The sequence below is a fragment of the Rhizobium sp. Root491 genome, assembly GCF_001427205.1.
Taxonomy (GTDB): Bacteria; Pseudomonadota; Alphaproteobacteria; order Rhizobiales; family Rhizobiaceae; genus Agrobacterium; species Agrobacterium tumefaciens.
The window spans coordinates 1,059,937-1,079,265 of sequence record NZ_LMFF01000001.1; the positions used below are offsets into that span (position 1 = coordinate 1,059,937).

The window sequence follows — 19,329 nt, forward strand, 5'->3', positions numbered from 1 at the left end:
CAATATGGGAAGCAAAACCACGATGCGCAAGGCGGGGCCACAAGGCAAAGGCAGGCACTCCGAGGAATGAGGCTTGACAAGTGAGCGTCCGCCGCTCGAAAAAAGCGCCTTATCTCAACGGCGGGCAAGACATGGCAGAACGCAGAAAAATCATCATAGACACGGATCCAGGTCAGGACGACGCGGCAGCGATCATGCTGGCTTTCGCAAGCCCGGAAGAAATTGAAATTCTCGGTCTGTGCGCCGTCGCCGGCAATGTTCCGCTGAAACTGACCAGCCGCAACATCCGCATCATCTGCGAATTGTGCGACCGCACCGATATTCCCGTCTATGAGGGTGCCGAGCGGCCACTGGTGCGAAAGCCCATCACTGCCGAGCATGTTCACGGCAGCACCGGCCTTGATGGCCCGGTTCTCGACGAGCCGACGATGGAGGCACAAAAGCAGCACGCCGTCGATTTCATCATCGAAACGCTGCTGCGGGAGCCTGCGGGCACCGTGACGCTCTGCACGCTCGGCGCGCTGACCAATGTGGCGCTGGCTTTGCAGAAGGCCCCCGAGATTGCAGGCCGCGTCAAGGAACTGGTGATGATGGGTGGCGGCTTCTTTGAAGGCGGCAACATCACACCGGCTGCGGAATTCAACATCTATGTCGATCCGCAGGCTGCCGATATCGTCTTCCGTTCCGGCGTGCCCATCGTCGTAATGCCGCTTGACGTAACCCACCAGTTGCTGACCACCAAGGCGCGTGTCAGCCGCATTCGCGATATAGGCACACGCCCGGCAATCGCCATGGCGGAAATGCTGGAATTCTTCGAGCGTTTCGACATCGAGAAATACGGTTCGGACGGCGGCCCCCTGCACGATCCAAGCGTCATCGCCTATCTCCTCAAGCCCGAGCTGTTTCAGGGCCGCGATTGCAATGTCGAAATCGAGGTCAATTCCGAACTGACCATGGGCATGACGGTGGTGGACTGGTGGCGGGTGACCGAGCGCCCGGTCAACGCCCGCGTGATGCGAAATGTGGATGCGGACGGTTTCTTCGAGTTGCTGACGGAACGTTTCGCCCGCCTCTGATGGGAACGCAGACATGAAAAGGGCCGCTGGCGTGACCAGCGGCCCTTTCATTTGGAACCACGGGATATTCTCAGAACTCCGTCCAGTCGTCCTGTGCCAGCGCGTTTGCGCCGCTGGTTCTTGGGCGGGAACGTTGGGTCGCAGCCGAGCGGCCCGATGCCTGTGACGAGGCAACAGGCGCACGCATTGCCGCCGCGGTGGCGCGCAATTGCTGGCCGGACTGGCTGGAATGACCGCCGGATACGGAGAAACCGGCAACGAGCGATTTCAGCGTTTCCGCCTCGCTGTTCAGCGTCACGCTTGCCGCCGTTGTTTCTTCCACCATGGCAGCATTCTGCTGGGTGACCTGGTCCATCTGAGTGACGGCGGAGTTGATCTCCTTGAGACCTACCGCCTGCTCGCTGGCGGAGGCCGAAATCTGCCGTATCAGCTGGTTGATCTGCAGAACCTGATCGGCAATCTTTCTCATCGTCTCGCCGGCCTTGCCGACCAGCTGGACGCCCTCGCCCACCTGCCTTGCGGAGGTGTTGATCAGACCTTTGATCTCCTTCGCGGCTGTCGCGGAACGTTGCGCCAGTTCACGTACTTCCTGCGCGACGACGGCAAAACCCTTGCCAGCCTCGCCCGCACGGGCAGCTTCCACACCGGCATTCAGCGCCAGAAGGTTGGTCTGGAAAGCGATTTCGTCGATTACCCCGATGATGCGGGAGATTTCCGCCGAGGATTGAGCGATGCCTTCCATGGAACTGACGGCCTGCTGCACGACCTCGCCCGACTTGCCGGCGTCGTCGCAGGCATTGCTGACAGCTGTCGCCGCCTGTGCTGCGTTTTCCGCACTGGAATTGACCTGCGCCGTCAGCTGGTTGAGGGCGGCAGCGGTTTCTTCCAGGCTTGCCGCCTGCTGTTCCGTGCGGTGGGAGAGATCGCTCGCAGCGCGGGTGATCTCGCCGGTGCCGTTGCCGATGCTGGCAACGGTTCCGTTGACGGTGGAAACGGTTTCCTCGAGGCTGGCGAGCGCCGAGTTGAAGTCGTTGCGCAGCTTTGCATATTCACCGGGGAACTGGTCCTCGATGCGATAGGTCAGATTGCCCTGCGAGAGCGCATTGAGACCCGCGCCGAGTACGCTCACGATATGTTGCTGCATCCGGCTGTTCTCATTGCGCTCGGATTCGGACCTTTGGCGCTCCGTTTCCGCATTGCCACGCTGCACGGCGGCATCCGCTTCCATTTCGCGGATACCGGCAAGCTTCGCACGGAAGCCTTCCAGAGCCGTTGCCACCGCGCCCGTCTCATCCCTGCGGTCCTGTCCGGAAACCGGCACATCGTAACGACCGTCGCTCAGTGTTTTCACATCGGAGACCAGCGAGGCGAGCGGATTGCGGACGAAATAGCGGACGGAGAAATAGAGCGCGGCAATAACCGCCGCAAGAATGACGATTGCCCCGAGGATCATCAGATAAGTCTGTTCCTGCACCGGCGCGTTCAACGCCTGATGCGGGATATCCACCAGAACCACCCAGGTGGCATTGAGGCCCGGAACCGCAAACGGATAGACAAGGCGGTTATAGGGCGCGTCGGTATCAAGGCCGAGATTTTCGATCAGGCCCTGCTTACCGGATGTGATCGCCGCCTGAACGGTGCTTGCACCCTCTCCGTCATAGGCCTTCATGTTCTGCTCGGGCGTCGGCGGTACCAGCCATTGGCCGCCCTGCGAAATGAGTGTCACACGGCCGGTTTCGAAAGGATGCAGCGCCTGCAGCTTCTGCGACAGAGCTGCCAGCGAGATATCGACCCCCGCCACACCAATCATCTTACCATCAGACATGACGGGATAGGCAAGCGAGGTCATTGTGGTGGGCACTTCCGTGCCTTCGGCCAGATAGGGCTGGGTAATGGCGCCCTTGCCGGATTTGGCGGCCAGCGAATACCACTCCGCCGCATAGTCGTTCTTGAAGGTCGAAAACTGGATGTCGCCTTTCTGGGTCTTCGACCAGTAGGGGGCAAATGCACCCGTTGCATTGGTGCCGAGATCGAGCCTGTTGGCGATCTCGGTGGTCTGTCCGTCGAAAAGGCCCAACTGCTCACAGAACCAGCTTCCGAAAGCGAAAGCATTCTGCTCGACATTGGCCTTGAGGATGTTGACGATGCCGGGGCGGTCCATCGATTTCGCCTGGTGCGCACGGCCGATGATACCGGCCATGGAGCGGGCAGCGCTGCCGAGTTCACCGACATCGGCGGCGATGACGTTGGCGATGGCGCGTGCCTCGGTGTTCGCCTGATCCATGGTCAGCGAATGGACACGGTCGCTGGTCTGGGAAATGAGGAAGGAATTCGATGCGACAAGGACCGTGGTGATTGCACAGCCGGTTACAAGGATCAGCTTGGTCGCAAGCGACTTCACTTTGAAATTGAACATTTTGGCCTCGATCAAATCGCCGGCCGAAAAGGCTGGCGTCAACGGATGAGAAATCTCCGTCATGGAGGCCCGCCCGCTGGGGGCAGTGCGCTGCAACGCGACGAGGGGAAATTAGAATATCTTTGCTAATTAACCCCTAAAATTCCCCCGTCGCATCAAGCCGAAATCAGTGCTCGTAATAGGCGGATACGATGTTCCATGCATCGTCGGCGGTTTCGGCGAAATGTAGCAGCTCCATATCTTCGGGTGCAATTGTTCCGAAGTCCGCGAGGAATTCGAAATTGACGACGGAGCGCCAGAATTTCTCCCCGAAGAGAATGAGCGGGATGGGCGCCATGCGCTTCGTCTGGATCAGCGTCAGCGTCTCGAAGAGTTCATCGAGCGTGCCGAAACCGCCGGGGAAGATCACCACGGCCTTGGCCCGCATCAGGAAATGCATCTTGCGGATGGCGAAATAGTGGAAGTTGAAGCTCAGCTCCGGCGTGACATAGGGGTTGGGCGCCTGCTCATGCGGCAGAACGATGTTGAGGCCGATGGACGGGCCTCCGACATCGGCTGCGCCGCGATTGCCTGCTTCCATGACGCCGGGACCACCGCCGGTGACCACGACATATTCCAGATGGTCCGATTTCGCGCCGTAGTCGGTGCAGAGCCGGGCGAACTTGCGCGCCTCCTCGTAATAAACCGAGGATTGCTCCAGATTGCGTTTCTGCGTCTCGTTGCGGGCCGCCCAAGCCTCCCCGCCGGGCTCGGGAATGCGCGCGCCGCCGAACATGACGACGGTGGACTTGATGCCCCGCTCGGTCAGCGCCATTTCCGTCTTGAGAAGTTCGAGTTGAAGCCTGACGGGGCGCAACTCCTCGCGGCAGAGAAAATCCATATCCGCGTAGGCAAGCCGGTAGGATGGGGAATCCGACTGCGGTGTTTTGGGAATGACATCGGCCTGCTGCTTGTCCGCAGAGCTACGCTTCAACGGGTCCCACACCCCATCCTTGCGCCGCAATTTGCCGTTTTTCAGTCGTGTCATTTCCAAGCCTTTCGTCTGGTGCGCCAAATCACCCAAATCACATTGACGCCTTTCCAACACTCCCTTAGATCAAATGACCAGAGCCTTCCAGCGGCGCGGGACCATCCGTGGCCACGAACACACGCGACATTCAAGGAATTTTCCATGAGCCTTCCGGATCTCACCTCTCTCGAAACCACCATCGAAACAGCCTTCGACAACCGTGACGGTGTGAACGTATCGACAAAGGGCGAGGTTCGCGACGCGGTGAACACATCTCTTCAACTTCTCGACAGCGGCAAGGTCCGCGTCGCCGAAAAGCAGGCGGACGGGAACTGGAAAGTGAACCAATGGCTGAAAAAGGCCGTGCTCCTCTCCTTCCGTCTGAACGACATGGAAATCGTCACCGGCGGCCCCGGTGAATCCACCTGGTGGGACAAGGTGCCGTCGAAGTTCGAGAACTGGGGTGAAAACCAGTTCCGCGCTGCGGGCTTCCGCGCAGTGCCTAACGCCGTCGTGCGCCGCTCGGCCTATGTGGCCAAGAACGTGGTGCTGATGCCTTCCTTCGTCAATCTCGGCGCCTATGTCGATGAAGGCACGATGGTCGACACCTGGGCGACGGTCGGCTCCTGCGCGCAGATCGGCAAGAACGTGCATCTGTCTGGCGGCGTTGGCATCGGCGGCGTTCTGGAGCCGCTTCAGGCCGGCCCGACCATCATCGAGGACAATTGCTTCATCGGTGCCCGTTCGGAAGTCGTAGAAGGCTGCATCGTGCGCGAAGGCGCCGTTCTCGGCATGGGCGTCTTCATCGGCAAGTCGACCAAGATCGTCGATCGCGCCACCGGCGAGATCACCTATGGCGAAGTGCCACCCTATTCCGTCGTCGTTGCCGGCACCATGCCGGGCAAGCCGTTCCCGAACGGCGAGCCGGGCCCGAGCCTTTATTGCGCCGTCATCGTCAAGCGCGTCGATGAAAAGACCCGCTCCAAGACCGGCATCAACGAGCTTCTGCGCGACTGATAAAAGCTGATACCATGACCACGACCGATCCCGTTGCAAATCTCGCCGCCCTCATCCGTTGCCCTTCGGTGACGCCCGCCGAAGGTGGCGCGCTATCGCTGCTAGACACCCTGCTTTCACCGCTTGGCTTTGCGGTGGAAAAGATGGTGGCGACGGAAGCGGGAACGCCTGACGTTGAAAACCTCTACGCCCGGCTTGGCACGGAAGGTCCGCACCTGATGTTTGCGGGCCATACCGATGTCGTTCCGGTGGGCGACGAGGCGGCATGGAGCCATCCACCCTTTGCCGCTGAAATTGCCGGCGGGGAAATGTTCGGCCGTGGTGCGGTGGACATGAAGGGCGGCATTGCCTGTTTCGTTGCTGCCATTGCCCGCTACATCGAGAAACACGGAAAACCGAAAGGTTCCGTTTCTTTCCTGATCACCGGTGACGAGGAAGGCCCCTCGATCAACGGCACCTCCAAGCTGCTGGAATGGGCCGCCGCCAAAGGCGAGACATGGGATGCCTGCGTGGTGGGTGAACCGACCAACCCCGACCAGCTGGGCGACATGATCAAGATCGGCCGCCGGGGGTCGATTTCGGGCCGCATCACCGTGCATGGCGTGCAGGGTCATGCCGCATATCCGCATCTGGCCGACAACCCCATTCGCGGGCTGCTGCAACTGACCCACGCGCTGATGCATCCGCCCTTCGATCACGGTACAGACGACTTCCAGCCGTCCAATCTGGAAGTGACGACCATCGACACCGGCAACGCCGCCACAAATGTCATTCCGGCGCGGGCGACGGCGTCGTTCAACATCCGTTTCAATGACAGCTGGACGGTGGAGAGCCTGCGGGCGGAAATCATCCGCCGCCTCGATGCCGCCGCTGCCGAGGGAGAACTTCGTCCCGACCGCAGCCCGGTCAAATATGAGATCGTCTGGGCCGACCGTCCGGCCCATGTTTTCCTGACCCGGAACAATGCGCTCATCTCATCGCTTTCCGGCGCCGTGGAAGCCGTGACAGGCAAGGAGCCCAAGCTTTCGACCACCGGCGGCACGTCTGATGCGCGTTTCATCAAGGATTATTGCCCCGTCGTGGAATTCGGCCTCGTCGGGCAGACCATGCATATGGTCGATGAGCGCGTGGAAGTCGCCGATCTGGAGACTCTCACAAACATCTACGAGACCTTCATCGAACGCTGGTTCTCCCATGCCGACGGCAAGTGAAGTAAGGCTCTATCTGAAAGGCCTCTGGCTGCTGCTGCTCGGCGACCATACCGGCGCGCGTTATCTGGATCTTTCCGAGCGCGGCATGTGGCGGTCCTTCTACTCCGCCCTCTGGTGCCTGCCCGCCATGCTGGTGTCCTGGCTGTGGCTGCGCGCTGCGTTCCTGGCAAGCTATCCGCCCGGAACAGGAACGGGGTTCATCTTCTTTTTCCGCCTCGCGATGGTCGAAGCCATCTGCTGGATCGTGCCGCTGTTGTTGATCGGCATGCTGCTGTTCGCCTTTGGCGCACGGGAAAAATTCACCGCACTGGTCACCACCATGAACTGGCTGTCGCTGCCGTTTTCCTATGCCTATGCGGTTCTGATCCTGATCGCGTTTTTTCTGCCGCCCTTGCAGGGGCTGATCGCCATCCTCTGGCTGGCACTGCTGCTGTCGCTGGTCTTCGCCTTTTCGCGGATCGTGCGCTTCTTCATCCGCGACCAGTCGTTGCTTGTCTCGGCGATCGTCATGACCCTGCTGGTGCCGGGCATGCTTCTGTCCGAGGCGCTGCAGCGTTTTCTCGGCGTTTATCCGGCCTGAGAAACGAGACGGACTTCAGTCTGTGTCTTCGACCGTCTCGACCTTTGAATAGACCCGCGGCGGAATGACGTCGGGATAATCGACTTGCATGAAATAGAGACCATCCGGCGGCGCGACTGGGCCGCAAGCTTTGCGATCCCGTGCTTCCAGTGCCGCGCGCACGTCTTCCGGTGTCATGCTGCCTTCACCGGCCATTTTCAGCGTTCCGGCAAAAGAGCGTATCTGGTTGTGGAGAAAGCTCTGCGCGGTGGCGCGTATCTCGATAAGATCGCCATTGCGCGTCACATCCAGCCGGTCGAGCGTTCTGACCGGGCTGGTCGCCTGACAATGAACCGAGCGGAAAGTGGTAAAATCGTGCCGGCCGACGAGCATCTGTGCAGCTTCATGCATGCGTTCGTGGTCCAGATCTTTCGATACCCACCATGCGCGCTTGTGCTCGAGCGCCAGCCGCGCTTTCCGGCAAATGATGCGGTACAGATAATGGCGGCGAAGCGCGGAGAAGCGCGCGTCGAAATCCTCGGTCACCGCCGTTACGTCGACAACCGAGACGACCTCTTTCGCCATGGCCAGATGGGCGTTGAGAGCATTGCGAAGCTTATATGGCGCCCAATCGCGGGAAAGATCGACATGGGCTACCTGTCCCACGGCATGCACGCCGGAATCGGTGCGGCCAGCGCCTCGAATAGAAACGGTTTCGCCGGTCAGCGACCGGACGGCAGCTTCAAGCGCGCCCTGAACTGAAGGGCCGTTATCCTGTCTCTGCCAGCCGAAGTAAGGCGTACCGTCATATTCGACGGTCATGCGGAAACGCGGCATCAGCCGAGCCTCGTTCTGGCGGGAACGGGTGTGCCACGAACGAAATCGGCAGCCGACAGCGGCTTGCCACCTGCCTTCTGCAAACGGGTAAGCCGCACCGCGCCACTTCCGCAGGCAATTGTCAGGGCTTCATCGAGCACAGCGCCTGCTTCGCCCATACCGCTCGCCAGTTCTGACGCCAGAACCTTCACGCGCTCGGCCTTACCGCCGATTTCCATTTCCAGCCAGGCGCCGGGAAAAGGCGAAAGGCCGCGGATATGGTTATGGACGTCCTGTGCCGGCCGGGAAAAATTAATCCGGGTCTCGCCCTTGTCGATTTTCGAGGCATAAACGACGCCTTCTTCCGGCTGCGCAACGAGAGGAAGATCGTCTGCTTCCAGCTTGTCCATCGCCTGCCGCATCAGCCGCGCGCCTGTCAGCATCAGGCTGTCGTGCAATTCACCTGCCGTGGTATTCTCATCGATCGTGACCTTGGCGGTCAGCGCCACCGGGCCGGTATCCAGCCCCTTTTCCATTTTCATGACCATCATGCCCGTCTCGGCATCGCCAGCCATGATCGCCCGCTGAATGGGAGCAGCGCCGCGCCAGCGCGGCAGCAACGAGGCGTGGCCGTTATAGCAGCCAAGGCGCGTACCGCTCAGGATAGCCTCGGGCAATAGCAGCCCATAGGCAACGACAACAGCGACGTCCGCATCGAATTCCCTGAATTCCTGCCGGTCTTCCTCGGCCTTGAAATTTACCGGCGTCAGCACGGGCAGACCCAGCAGTTCGGCGGCCTGATGCACCGGCGATTTCTGCAGATCGAGGCCACGGCGACCGCCTGGACGCGGCGGCTGCGTATAAACGGCAACGACCTCGTGACCAGCGTCCACCAATGCACGCAGCGTGGGAACGGAAAAATCCGGCGTGCCCATGAAAATGATGCGAAGAGCCATATCGCCCCCTGCCCTCTATGCCGGTCCGTCTACATATTTAAGACGAATCAGACCTTAGCGCGGGCTGCTTTGGTGAATTTCTTGATGACCATTTCTCGCTTCAGGCGCGAAATATGGTCGATGAACAGAATGCCGTTCAGGTGGTCGATCTCATGCTGCAGACACGTCGCCAGAAGTCCGTCCGCATCGACCGTCTGCTGCTTGCCGTCACGATCGACATATCGCACTGTCAGGGATGCGGGACGCTCTACCTCGGCATAATAATCGGGAATGGAGAGACACCCTTCCTCATAGGCCGACACGTCGTCCGACACTTTGAGGATTTCCGGATTGATGAAGACGACCGGCTTTTTCTCCTCGTCCTCGCGCGAAACGTCGATCACCAGCATGCGGCGCGGCACGCCCACCTGAATGGCGGCAAGGCCGATACCCGGCGCATCATACATGGTTTCAAGCATATCGTCCGCAAGGCGCAACACTTCGGCATCCACCTGTTCGATAGGCCTTGATTGCTGGCGCAGCACGGGATCGGGCAAAATGATAAGCGGTTTGATAGTCATGGCTTCCCATAACGTATCTCTTGCGCGGAGGAAATAAAAAATACGCGGTCGAAATGAGACCTTCGGCTGGTTTTGCCCGACTCAATTCCGCCGCATGAATGTTCTTGTTTTGATCTTACGAATCACTGGAAATCTGGTAGATTTAGCCATGAGCATCGATTTCTCTTTTCTCCTCGATCCCGCCTTGCGGGCCGGCTCCGTCGACATCAGCTTCGGCGGGCTTCTTGCGGCTCTCGTTTTCGGCCTTTCCGCTTTCTGGATGGTCACGAAAAGTCGTGGGAAAAAAGCGGAAGCCGATGGTGAAATTTCCGATCTGTTGAAAACCCAGTCGGAACTGCACGGCCGGATCGCGGCGATGGCCGAGACGCTCGGCACGCGCCAGAGCGAGATGGGCCAGACGATCAACCAGCGCCTCGACGGCATGTCGCAGCGGCTGGGCGAGACGCTGACCGAGCAGACCCGGTCGACACACGAGAATCTAAGCCGCCTGCAGGAGCGGCTTGCGGTTATCGATGCCGCGCAGGGTAATATTCAGGATCTGGCAAAGGACGTGGTCGGGCTTCAGGCGATCCTCTCCAACAAGCAGACGCGCGGCGCTTTCGGGCAGGCGCGCATGGAAGCGCTGATCGCCGATGCGCTTCCCGCCGGGGCCTTTCAGCTTCAGCCCACGCTTTCGAATGGCTACCGACCAGACTGCATCATCAGGATGCCGAACAACGCCCCGTCCCTCGTCATCGATGCCAAGTTTCCGCTGGAGGCGTGGAATGCGCTGAAGGCGGATGAAACGCCCGAGGGCAAACGGGCTGCGACCCAGCAGTTCCGCCGCGATATGGAAGTGCATATTCGCGACGTGGCGGAGAAATATCTGATACGCGGCGAAACGCAGGATACGGCCTTCATCTTCGTGCCGTCGGAATCGATCTTCGCCGATATTCACCAGCATTTCGAATATCTCGTGCAGCGTGCCCATCGCGCCCGTGTCGTCATTGTCTCGCCATCGCTTTTGATGCTGTCGGTGCAGGTTATCCAGTCGGTGCTGAAGGACCAGCGCATGCGCGAGCAGGCGCACCTCATTCAGGGTGAAGTCGCGCTTCTCATGGATGACGTGCGGCGGCTGGACGACCGGACGCGCAAGCTGCAAGCCCATTTCGGGCTGGCGCAGAAAGATGTCGACATGATGCTGATTTCCTCCGACAAGGTGCTGGCGCGTGGCCAGAAGATCGAGGGCCTCGATTTTTCGCCGACGGAAAAGGAGACCTCCCATAGCGAAATCGAGCAGGCGCGACGCTTTGCAGAGAACAGGGCAGGAACGGCCAAGTTGCGGGTGGTTGACGACGAGTGATCCCCTCGGGCAAAGTCGCCGCCTTGCTTTGAATTTCATACGGACATGCCCTGATGATTACTGTTTTCGGCTCCATCAACATGGATCTCGTCGCCACCGCCAAACGCCTGCCAAAACCCGGTGAAACCGTGACGGGAGAGACCTTTTCCACGGCGGCCGGCGGAAAGGGAGCCAATCAGGCGCTTGCCGCACGGCGCGCAGGTGCAACGGTCAAAATGGCGGGCGCTACGGGTGATGACACCTTTGCCGCGCCAGCGCTGACATTGCTGCGCGATGCCGGCACCGATCTGTCGCTCGTCAAGACCGCGCCCGGCCCCACGGGAACCGCCGTAATCCTGATCGGTGAAGGCGGGGAGAACATGATCTCGGTCATTCCCGCCGCCAATGGCGAAGTTTCCGCATCCGACGCCGCAAGAGCCGTGGCGGAGATGGCAGCGGGCGATATTCTGATGCTTCAGTTCGAAGTGCCCGCACCCTCAATCGAAGCAGCACTGACGGCCGCGAAGGCTAAACGCATCACCACTATCATCAACACCGCGCCGCTGACCGCGGACGGGCCGCGCCTTGCCAGCCTTGCCGATATCGTCATCGCCAATGAGACCGAGTTCGAACTGCTGATCGGCAAAAACGGACTTTCAGCCTCCGAACGGGAAAATGAACTCAAATCCCTGCATGAGCAGACCGGCCAGACATTGATCGTGACGCTTGGTGCTGATGGCGTGATCGCCATTCGCAACGGCAAGGTCTTCAAGGCGTCCGGTCTCAAGATCGAGCCGGTCGATACTGTTGGCGCTGGCGATACATTCTGCGGTTATCTCGCCGCCAGCCTCGATCAGGGTATGGATTTCGAAAAGGCGCTGAAGCGCGCCGCCGTCGCAGGCTCGCTCGCCTGCACCCGCGCCGGCGCCCAGCCTTCCATTCCGGTCGCAGCCGAAGTGGACGCGAATTTCTGACGGTTCGAGCTGTTAAATGCGAATGAAAGTGAGATAGGCCGAGCTGCGGCCTTCTCTTTTCGCCTTGTTCTCATAACGCGTGCCCGGCCAGTTGGCATAGGGGGTGTGCCAGTCCTCGGCACTTGCCGCCGTCCACTCGAAACCGCCGTGGCGGGCGCAATGCTGTAGCGTCCAGTTGACGTAGGTATCGATATCGGAAGCAAAGCAGAACTTGCCACCGGGTTTCAGGACGCGATGGAAACGGGCAAGATTGACGTCGGAAACGAAACGGCGCTTCCAGTGCTTCTTCTTCGGCCAGGGATCGGGATAGAGAAGATCGATGTGATCGATCGACCCATCCGGCAGCCAATCCAGCAATTGCGTCGCGTCATCATCGTAAAGGCGGATATTCATCAACTCGCCCTCACGCACGCTTGCCAGCAGCTTGGCCATGGAATTGACGAAGGGCTCGACGCCGATAAAGCCGGTCTCAGGATTTTCAGTCGCGCGGTGGGCAAGGTGCTCGCCGCCGCCGAAACCGATTTCCAGACGCACCGATTTCACATCCGCCGGAAAGAGAGCGACGAGATTTTTCGGAGGCGCGCTTTCCAGATCGATTTTCAGCAAAGGCAGCAGGTTTTCGATCGTATCGATCTGCTGATTGCGCAGGGGCTTGCCCTTGCGTCTGCCAAAAAACGCTTCCGTTGCGCGCGAACGCCGCTCTTCCGTCATGTCATACTCTCAAGAACAAATAGACTAAACCCGCACAGGGCCACTTGAATGGCACTATGCGGGTTACAAATGGTGCAACCGGTATCTCTCAATCCCCGCCTAATGACAAGGCTTAGAACAAGTCCCCGCATTTTCCGAACGTAAAATCGCTACGCAATTTTACTGGAAATGCTTCAAGCGCTCAAAGCTTCCTTGAGCGGCTTCACCAGATCGAGCTTCTCCCAGGAGAAGGAACCGTCACGGCCCGCCTTGCGACCGAAATGGCCGTAGGAGGACGTCTTGGCGTAGATCGGCTTGTTGAGATCGAGATGACGGCGAATGCCCGACGGCGACAGATCCATGACCTTGCGGATGGCGCCTTCGACCTGATCTTCGCTGACCTTGCCGGTACCGTGCAGATCGACATAAATCGACAGAGGCTGGGCGATGCCGATCGCGTAGGAAATCTGAATGGTGCAGCGCTCGGCCAGACCGGCAGCCACAACGTTCTTGGCCAGATAGCGGGCAGCATAGGCCGCGGAACGGTCGACCTTGGTCGTGTCCTTGCCGGAGAATGCACCGCCGCCATGGGGGGCAGCACCGCCATAGGTGTCCACGATGATCTTGCGGCCGGTCAGACCCGCATCGCCATCCGGACCACCAATGACGAATTTGCCCGTCGGGTTAATATACCACTGGCAATCATCGGCGATCTTCAGGTCACCCAGCGCTTCGCGGATATAAGGTTCGACAACTTCGCGAACCTTCTTCGAATCCCAGCTGGCATCGAGATGCTGCGTGGACAAAACGATGGACACGGCTTCAGAAGCCTTGCCGTCGACGTAACGAACCGTCACCTGGCTCTTGGCGTCGGGACCGAGTTTCGCAGCTTCGCCTTCGCCGCTTTTACGGGCGGTCGCGAGCAGCTGCAGAATACGGTGGGAATAATAGATCGGAGCCGGCATCAGGTCCGGCGTTTCCTTGCAGGCGTAACCGAACATGATGCCCTGGTCGCCGGCACCCTCGTCGCCCTGCTTGTCGGAGGCGTTGTCCACGCCCTGCGCGATATCCGCCGACTGCGGATGCAGGAGAACGTCGATCTTCGCCGTCTTCCAGTGGAAACCATCCTGCTCGTAGCCGATGTCGCGGATCGCCTTGCGGGCAGCCGACTTGAACTTCGAGGGATTGATGACCGGGTGGCCGGCAGCATCCTTGAGAACCTTGCCGTCCTTGTCCTTTTTCAGCAGGGTATCGGGAACCCGAACCTCACCGGCGATAATGACGCGGTTCGTCGTCGCAAGCGTTTCGCATGCGATGCGCACGGTCCAGGGGTCGACACCCGTCTTGGATGCCTCACGATAGATGAGATCCACGATTTCATCGGAAATACGATCACAAACCTTGTCCGGATGACCTTCGGCCACGGACTCGCTGGTGAACAGGTAATTGGCACGCATGCGGGATTCCCCTCAAAGAACGGTCTTCGAGTTTGTTAGTCATTTCGGCCATGAAAGACAAGGACACAACCACATAAATATATCTTTATGTGAGAATTCCTTTCTAATTGGGCACAAAAAAACGGCCCTTGCGGACCGTTGAGTGTCCAGCGCCGTACGCTGGAAAATAAAGCAGTCGCCTGCGAGTGCTACTCAGCATCCCCTTCGGCGGCGAGCGACTTGACGAGATCAACGAGGCGGCGGCGAACCTTCGGGTCGGCGATCTTCACGAAAGCGCGGTTCAGTTGCAAGCCTTCGGCAGACGACAGGAAATCCACCACGTAATTGGAACTCGATGCTTCTGCCATGCCGGTCGTGCCGACGGCCTGATCACCCGGCGCGTCCTCGAAGAAGAAGGAAACCGGCACATTCAGGATCGCGGAGATATTCTGCAGGCGGCTGGCGCCCACGCGGTTCGTGCCCTTTTCATACTTCTGAATTTGCTGAAAGGTAATTCCGAGGCTTTCACCCAGCTTTTCCTGGCTCATGCCCAGCATGGTTCTGCGAAGACGAATTCGGCTTCCGACATGAATGTCGATGGGGTTAGGCTTTTTCTTATTTTCGGTCATCATGCGGTCCTGACACTCGGAAAGGGTTGATATCTCGTTTCATTGCTTATTCGAAGAAATGAGCTGGTATTTCGACAGCGTCTAAACTTGTTTTACGACTGACGTATTCACTATGCAATTGTAGGGGTTCCCGGTCAATTCTGGCGCCGGGCAAAACGCCAGGCAGAAAATACCGAAACGGTCAGCATGATAGAAAAAATCAACCAGAAATACGTCCGATGTATGTCGTAAGTAACAGCGTCATTTGACCCACCACTCAAGGTGGCGTCAACAATTCCGACCCGGCCGTAATCCAACCCGGCAATAATACGACCATAGGGATCTATAACGGCTGAAATTCCGGTATTAGCGCCGCGAATCACCGGCACTCCCGTTTCAACGGCCCGTACTCTTGCCTGCAGAAAATGCTGATAAGGGCCGGGTGTATCGCCGAACCAGCCATCATTCGTGACGTTCAGGATCGCTGCGGCGCCCGCCAGACCAGGGGTCATCTCTTCGGGAAAAATGATCTCGTAGCAGATCAGGGGATAAAGGGTTTTACCGGAAGGAAGCGTCAAAGGCGTGCGCGAAGACGCGGCTGAAAAGCCGCCCGGCAGGCTGATGACATTATTGATGCCGAATCCCCGTAGAATATCTTCGAAAGGGACATATTCTCCAAAGGGTGTAAGATGGACCTTGTCGGTCGCGCCGATGATCTCGCCCTGACTGTCAATCGCATAGACCGAATTGTAGTAACGCGGAGGCCGGCCGGCACCGGCATCTTCCATTCTGACCGCACCGGTAAACAGGACCTGCCCGTCCTCAAGCGTCTTGGCGATTTCCGCCAAAGCGTCCGGATTTTGCGTCAGGATGAAAGGCACGGAGGTCTCCGGCCAAACGATGATATCTGGGCGTTTTTTTCCTTCGCCGGGCGGCAGGCCCGTCAAACGCAGATGCTCGCTGAAAATCTCGGCCCTGTCTGCATTCAGCATCTTGCGGGACTGGTCGATCGACGGCTGCACGATCCTCACGGTCAGCGCGTCCGCAGGTGTCTCCAACGGTGTCTGAAGGCGGTAAAAGCCATAACCAAAATGGCCAGCCAGCAGCAGGCCCGCCGCAATGAGACCCGGCCACATGCCTTTTTTCGTGCCGATCAAGGCAGGCGAGGCGAAGATGAAAACGGCAAGCGTGGTGACACCAAAAAGACCAAGCAGATGCGCCGACTGCATCATGATCGGCACAGGCATGATGCCATAACCGATAGCGTTCCAGGGAAAGCCAGTTGCTATGAAGCTGCGGAGCCATTCCAAAAGGCCGAATGCGGCCGCAAGTGCGGCGATACGGCCGAGACCGTCCGACCAGACGATATTGGCGGCTGCGACCGCAAAACCGTAAAACACGGCGAGAACAGCCGGAAGGCCGAGGATGGCGAGCGGTAGCGCCCAGGCGAACTCGTCAGCTTCCAGCAGGAGCGCATTGCCCAGCCACCACAGGCCCGCCACGAAATAACCAAGGCCGAAAGACCAACCGATGCCGAAAGCGGGCATGATGCGGCTGAAGATGCCACCGCCCGGCTTGCCGGTGCAGCCATCGACCAACCAGACAAGCAGGGTGAAAGACAAAAAAAGCGCCGCGAAAAAGCCAACCGGAGGCAAGGCCAGCGCTCCAACCGCGCCTGCGGCAATCGCCATCACTGCGCGGCTTTTGCCGCCGGCCAGCATTACCCTGCCTGCAAGACGCTCCATGCCATCTCCGTTTAATGCCCACCCGGAAAAGCCCAACCCCGGCATGGCCGCGCAAAGGAATTTCCCTTTAGACTCGACGTAAAGGAAAAAAGATTCGCAGTCCACAGAAGGGATGGTCGCCGGAGCACCGTGCGTCCTTTTGGACTCTTGATGACGCGTTCAAGGAGCGGCGGCGACGGGGAGCATCCCGTCGCCCACCTCAGTCAGCGTTTTGCTGGTGGGTGATGAGGCGAACATCCGGCGCGGGCAGCGGAATAACCTCATCGGCATCGGCATCGCCCGGCGCGCGGTCATCCTGCCCTTCCGAGCCATGATCGCGGACGATACGAACACCCTTGATACGCCTTGTATCCGCATCGAGGATCTGGAACTCGAAACCAGGTACGGCCCTGACCACTTCACCCTTGGCCGGAATGCGGCCGAGTGCGAAGAATATCAGGCCGCCGAGCGTATCGATTTCTTCAAGATGTTCGCGGACATCGAATTCCGGTCCGATTGCCTCGGCAAGTTCTGTAAGCTCTGCGCGGGCATCCGCCACCAGCACGTCGGCGGATAGACGGGAAAACATCGTCTCGTCCTTGTCGTGCTCGTCATCAATGTCACCCACGACCATCTCGACGATGTCCTCATGGCTGACGAGACCGTCCGTGCCACCATATTCGTCGATCACTAGGGCAAGCTGTGTTCTCTGTGCCTGCATGGTCTTCAAAAGATCGGAGGCCAGCATGGAGGGGGGTGCAAAAAGAATTTTACGCACCAGCCCGGCATCGGCGACCGTCTGTTCCAGATCCACCCGCGCCAGGTCAAAATTCGGTCGCGGCGAGCGCGGAGCCTTCGCCTCGCCATAAGCAACACCACGCGACCCCACCCGGCGCTTGTTGCGCGCCTGCTTGGCGACATAGGCCAGCAGATCGCGAATGTGGATCATGCCCTTCGGATTATCCAGCGTCTCATCGTAGACCGGCATGCGGGAGCGCCCGGTTTCCTCAAAGAGGATCAGAGCTTCGCCGATGGTCATATTCTGGTCGAGACCGTCGATATCCACGCGTGGGATCATGATATCTTCGACCCGAACCTCCCGGAAACGCAGGATATTGTTCAGCATCGCCCGCTCTTCGGGCGAAAAGGCGGCACCGATTTCGGTGTCGTCCATCAGCGCGTCGGTCAAATCCTCGCGCAGGCGCTCGCCCTGTGACGGCTTCAGCAACCGTCCAATGCGCGACCAGATCGTCGATCTCGGCTTTGCATTGGAGTCGTTCCGTAAATGACTACTGCCCTCCTCCGAGGAGGACTGCTCGCCGTTTTCTCTGCCCTCATTGGCAGGTCGTGCAGAATGTTCGTTCATGGCTCCAGACAATATTCAAAGCGGTTCCTGTCCCGCGTAAGGATCAGATAGGCCAAGCACCGCCAAAATGCGAGTCTCAAGCGACTCCATTTCTTCCGCCTCCTCCTCATCCATGTGGTCATAACCGAACAGGTGCAGGAACCCATGAACAAGAAGATGGGTCAGATGATCCTCGAAACTCTTCTCAAGTTCAAGAGCCTCGCGTTCAACCGTCTCGCGCGCGATGACGATATCGCCCAGCATCGGGCCAGGCATGCCGCCCGGTTCCAGCGGAAAAGCGGGGAAAGACAAGACATTGGTTGCCTTGTCCTTGTCGCGCCATTCAGCATTGATTTCCCGGATATTTTCATCGTCGGTAAAGACCAGCGACAGTTCCACCGGCATTTTCGGGAAGGGTTGGTTCTCTTCCCGCTTCAAAAAATCAACCGCTGCATCCAGCACCTTGGTGGCGAATGCAAGAAGGTCCTCTTCCGAGGACCAGCCTTCGGCCTCGACGCTGATTTGAATATCCAGAGCTGTCATTGTCTTGCGTCAGTTGCCCTTCACGAGGCTTTCATCCGGCACCGCCGTGTGGGATTCGTACGCCCGCACGATGCGCGCCACCATCGGATGGCGCACGACGTCCACATCCTTGAAGCGCACGACGGATACACCTTCCACATCGGTGAGGATTTGCAGGGCCTCGACAAGGCCCGACTTCACGCCGCGCGGAAGGTCCACCTGGCTTGGGTCGCCGGTCACGATCATGCGGCCTTTCTCACCGAGACGGGTGAGGAACATTTTCATCTGCATGGTCGTGGTGTTCTGGGCTTCGTCCAGAATGACGGCGGCGTTGGCAAGCGTGCGTCCGCGCATGAAGGCCAGTGGCGCAATTTCGATGACGCCCGCCTGAATGGCGCGCTCCACCTTGTCACCCGGCATCATGTCGTAAAGCGCGTCGTAAAGCGGGCGCAGATAAGGATCGACCTTCTCCTTCATGTCGCCCGGCAGGAAGCCAAGGCGTTCGCCCGCTTCTACTGCGGGACGCGAGAGGATGATGCGGTCGACCGCACCACGCTCCAGAAGTTGCGCTGCATGCGCCACGGCAAGATAGGTCTTGCCGGTGCCGGCGGGGCCGACGCCGAAAACCAGTTCGGATTGCTCCAGCGCCCGCATGTAGACATCCTGGGTGGGCGTTCGGGCAGCGACGGTCTTCTTGCGCGTGGAAATCTGCGCCATGGAGATCTTCGCCTTGCGCTCCATCGTCGGCAAGGTCAGCTGGTCATCTGCCGCCATGGCCATGCGGATCGCGCCTTCCACGTCGGAAACCTCGGCGGTTCCGCCCTTGAGCAGACGCTCGTAAAGGAAATCCAGCGCCCGGCGAGCCTGATTGGTGGCAACGACATCGCCGGTGATGGCAACGGAATTGCCGCGCGGGCGCGCATCGATGTTGAGGCGTTGTTCCAGCAATTTGAGGTTCTGATCGAACTGACCGAATAGCTCTCCCGCTATCCTGTTATTCTCGAACGTGAGGACGAAGTGATTGGCGTCGGTCGCGGCTTGGCGTGGCTGGCGCGATGAAGGTGATACCAATTCATGTGCGTTCAAGCG

Annotated in this window: 18 protein-coding genes; 6 read left to right on the forward strand and 12 right to left on the reverse strand. The window is 59.2% G+C overall.

Annotated features, from left to right (window positions below; all coding sequences use genetic code 11):
- Positions 1–131: 131 nt before the first annotated feature.
- Complete coding sequence (locus ASD46_RS05260; RefSeq protein WP_013635386.1) at positions 132–1,076, forward strand: nucleoside hydrolase; 945 nt, start codon at positions 132–134, stop codon at positions 1,074–1,076.
- A gap of 70 nt (positions 1,077–1,146) precedes the next feature.
- Here the strand turns inward: ASD46_RS05260 and ASD46_RS05265 are convergent, their stop codons facing one another.
- Together ASD46_RS05265 and ASD46_RS05270 are read right to left on the reverse strand one after the other, a co-directional pair.
- Entirely contained in the window at positions 1,147–3,492 is a 2,346-nt protein-coding gene (locus tag ASD46_RS05265) for a methyl-accepting chemotaxis protein (RefSeq protein WP_025592281.1), read from the reverse strand.
- 166 nt (positions 3,493–3,658) lie between these two features.
- Entirely contained in the window at positions 3,659–4,519 is an 861-nt protein-coding gene (locus ASD46_RS05270; RefSeq protein WP_034501844.1) for an LOG family protein, read from the reverse strand.
- Positions 4,520–4,663: 144 nt separating this feature from the next.
- On the opposite strand from ASD46_RS05270, the gene dapD reads away from it, so the two are divergent.
- Genes dapD through ASD46_RS05285 form a run of 3 tightly spaced genes read left to right on the forward strand, consistent with a single transcriptional unit; the run spans position 4,664 to position 7,309 of the window.
- On the forward strand, positions 4,664–5,518 hold the full coding sequence (dapD, locus tag ASD46_RS05275) for a 2,3,4,5-tetrahydropyridine-2,6-dicarboxylate N-succinyltransferase (RefSeq protein WP_003514821.1): 855 nt from the start codon (positions 4,664–4,666) through the stop codon (positions 5,516–5,518).
- A 14-nt stretch (positions 5,519–5,532) separates the two neighbouring features.
- Positions 5,533–6,729, forward strand: coding sequence for a succinyl-diaminopimelate desuccinylase (gene dapE, locus ASD46_RS05280; RefSeq protein WP_025592278.1), 1,197 nt, complete (start codon positions 5,533–5,535; stop codon positions 6,727–6,729).
- Positions 6,713–7,309: a hypothetical protein gene (locus ASD46_RS05285; protein WP_019564415.1), complete on the forward strand. Its 597-nt coding sequence runs from the start codon at positions 6,713–6,715 to the stop codon at positions 7,307–7,309. Before dapE ends, ASD46_RS05285 begins: the two co-directional genes overlap by 17 nt.
- Positions 7,310–7,324: 15 nt before the next feature.
- On the opposite strand, the gene truA is transcribed toward ASD46_RS05285, so the two are convergent.
- Genes truA through def form a run of 3 tightly spaced genes read right to left on the reverse strand, consistent with a single transcriptional unit; the run spans position 7,325 to position 9,620 of the window.
- Positions 7,325–8,125, reverse strand: a complete 801-nt coding sequence (truA, locus tag ASD46_RS05290) for a tRNA pseudouridine(38-40) synthase TruA (RefSeq protein ID WP_025592276.1) — start codon at positions 8,123–8,125, stop codon at positions 7,325–7,327.
- Complete coding sequence (gene fmt / locus ASD46_RS05295) at positions 8,125–9,060, reverse strand: methionyl-tRNA formyltransferase (protein ID WP_025592274.1); 936 nt, start codon at positions 9,058–9,060, stop codon at positions 8,125–8,127. The genes truA and fmt overlap by 1 nt, the downstream gene beginning before the upstream one ends.
- Before the next feature lie 47 nt (positions 9,061–9,107).
- Positions 9,108–9,620 carry a peptide deformylase gene (gene def, locus ASD46_RS05300; RefSeq protein ID WP_003514812.1) on the reverse strand — a complete coding sequence of 171 codons (513 nt, stop codon included), beginning with the start codon at positions 9,618–9,620 and terminating at the stop codon, positions 9,108–9,110.
- Positions 9,621–9,768: 148 nt separating this feature from the next.
- Between def and ASD46_RS05305 the strand changes: the two genes are divergently transcribed.
- A complete protein-coding gene (locus ASD46_RS05305) occupies positions 9,769–10,962 on the forward strand; it encodes a DNA recombination protein RmuC (RefSeq protein WP_003514811.1) in 1,194 nt (397 codons plus the stop codon).
- A 53-nt stretch (positions 10,963–11,015) separates the two neighbouring features.
- Positions 11,016–11,915, forward strand: coding sequence for a ribokinase (locus ASD46_RS05310; RefSeq protein ID WP_025592271.1), 900 nt, complete (start codon positions 11,016–11,018; stop codon positions 11,913–11,915).
- A gap of 12 nt (positions 11,916–11,927) precedes the next feature.
- Here the strand turns inward: ASD46_RS05310 and trmB are convergent, their stop codons facing one another.
- The 7 genes from trmB to ASD46_RS05345 all read right to left on the reverse strand — a co-directional run bounded on the left by trmB (position 11,928) and on the right by ASD46_RS05345 (position 19,326).
- Complete coding sequence (gene trmB, locus ASD46_RS05315; RefSeq protein ID WP_025592270.1) at positions 11,928–12,626, reverse strand: tRNA (guanosine(46)-N7)-methyltransferase TrmB; 699 nt, start codon at positions 12,624–12,626, stop codon at positions 11,928–11,930.
- Positions 12,627–12,799: 173 nt separating this feature from the next.
- Entirely contained in the window at positions 12,800–14,062 is a 1,263-nt protein-coding gene (metK, locus tag ASD46_RS05320) for a methionine adenosyltransferase (protein WP_003514808.1), read from the reverse strand.
- Positions 14,063–14,250: 188 nt separating this feature from the next.
- Positions 14,251–14,670 carry a helix-turn-helix domain-containing protein gene (locus ASD46_RS05325; protein WP_003514807.1) on the reverse strand — a complete coding sequence of 140 codons (420 nt, stop codon included), beginning with the start codon at positions 14,668–14,670 and terminating at the stop codon, positions 14,251–14,253.
- A 134-nt stretch (positions 14,671–14,804) separates the two neighbouring features.
- A complete protein-coding gene (lnt, locus tag ASD46_RS05330) occupies positions 14,805–16,394 on the reverse strand; it encodes an apolipoprotein N-acyltransferase (protein WP_060641867.1) in 1,590 nt (529 codons plus the stop codon).
- A gap of 199 nt (positions 16,395–16,593) precedes the next feature.
- The gene (locus tag ASD46_RS05335) at positions 16,594–17,739 is read right to left on the reverse strand and encodes a hemolysin family protein (protein WP_003514803.1); all 1,146 of its coding nucleotides are present in this window, start codon (positions 17,737–17,739) and stop codon (positions 16,594–16,596) included.
- 15 nt (positions 17,740–17,754) lie between these two features.
- Positions 17,755–18,261 carry an rRNA maturation RNase YbeY gene (ybeY, locus tag ASD46_RS05340; RefSeq protein WP_025592266.1) on the reverse strand — a complete coding sequence of 169 codons (507 nt, stop codon included), beginning with the start codon at positions 18,259–18,261 and terminating at the stop codon, positions 17,755–17,757.
- Positions 18,262–18,270: 9 nt separating this feature from the next.
- Positions 18,271–19,326: a PhoH family protein gene (locus ASD46_RS05345; RefSeq protein WP_003514799.1), complete on the reverse strand. Its 1,056-nt coding sequence runs from the start codon at positions 19,324–19,326 to the stop codon at positions 18,271–18,273.
- Positions 19,327–19,329: the final 3 nt, after the last annotated feature.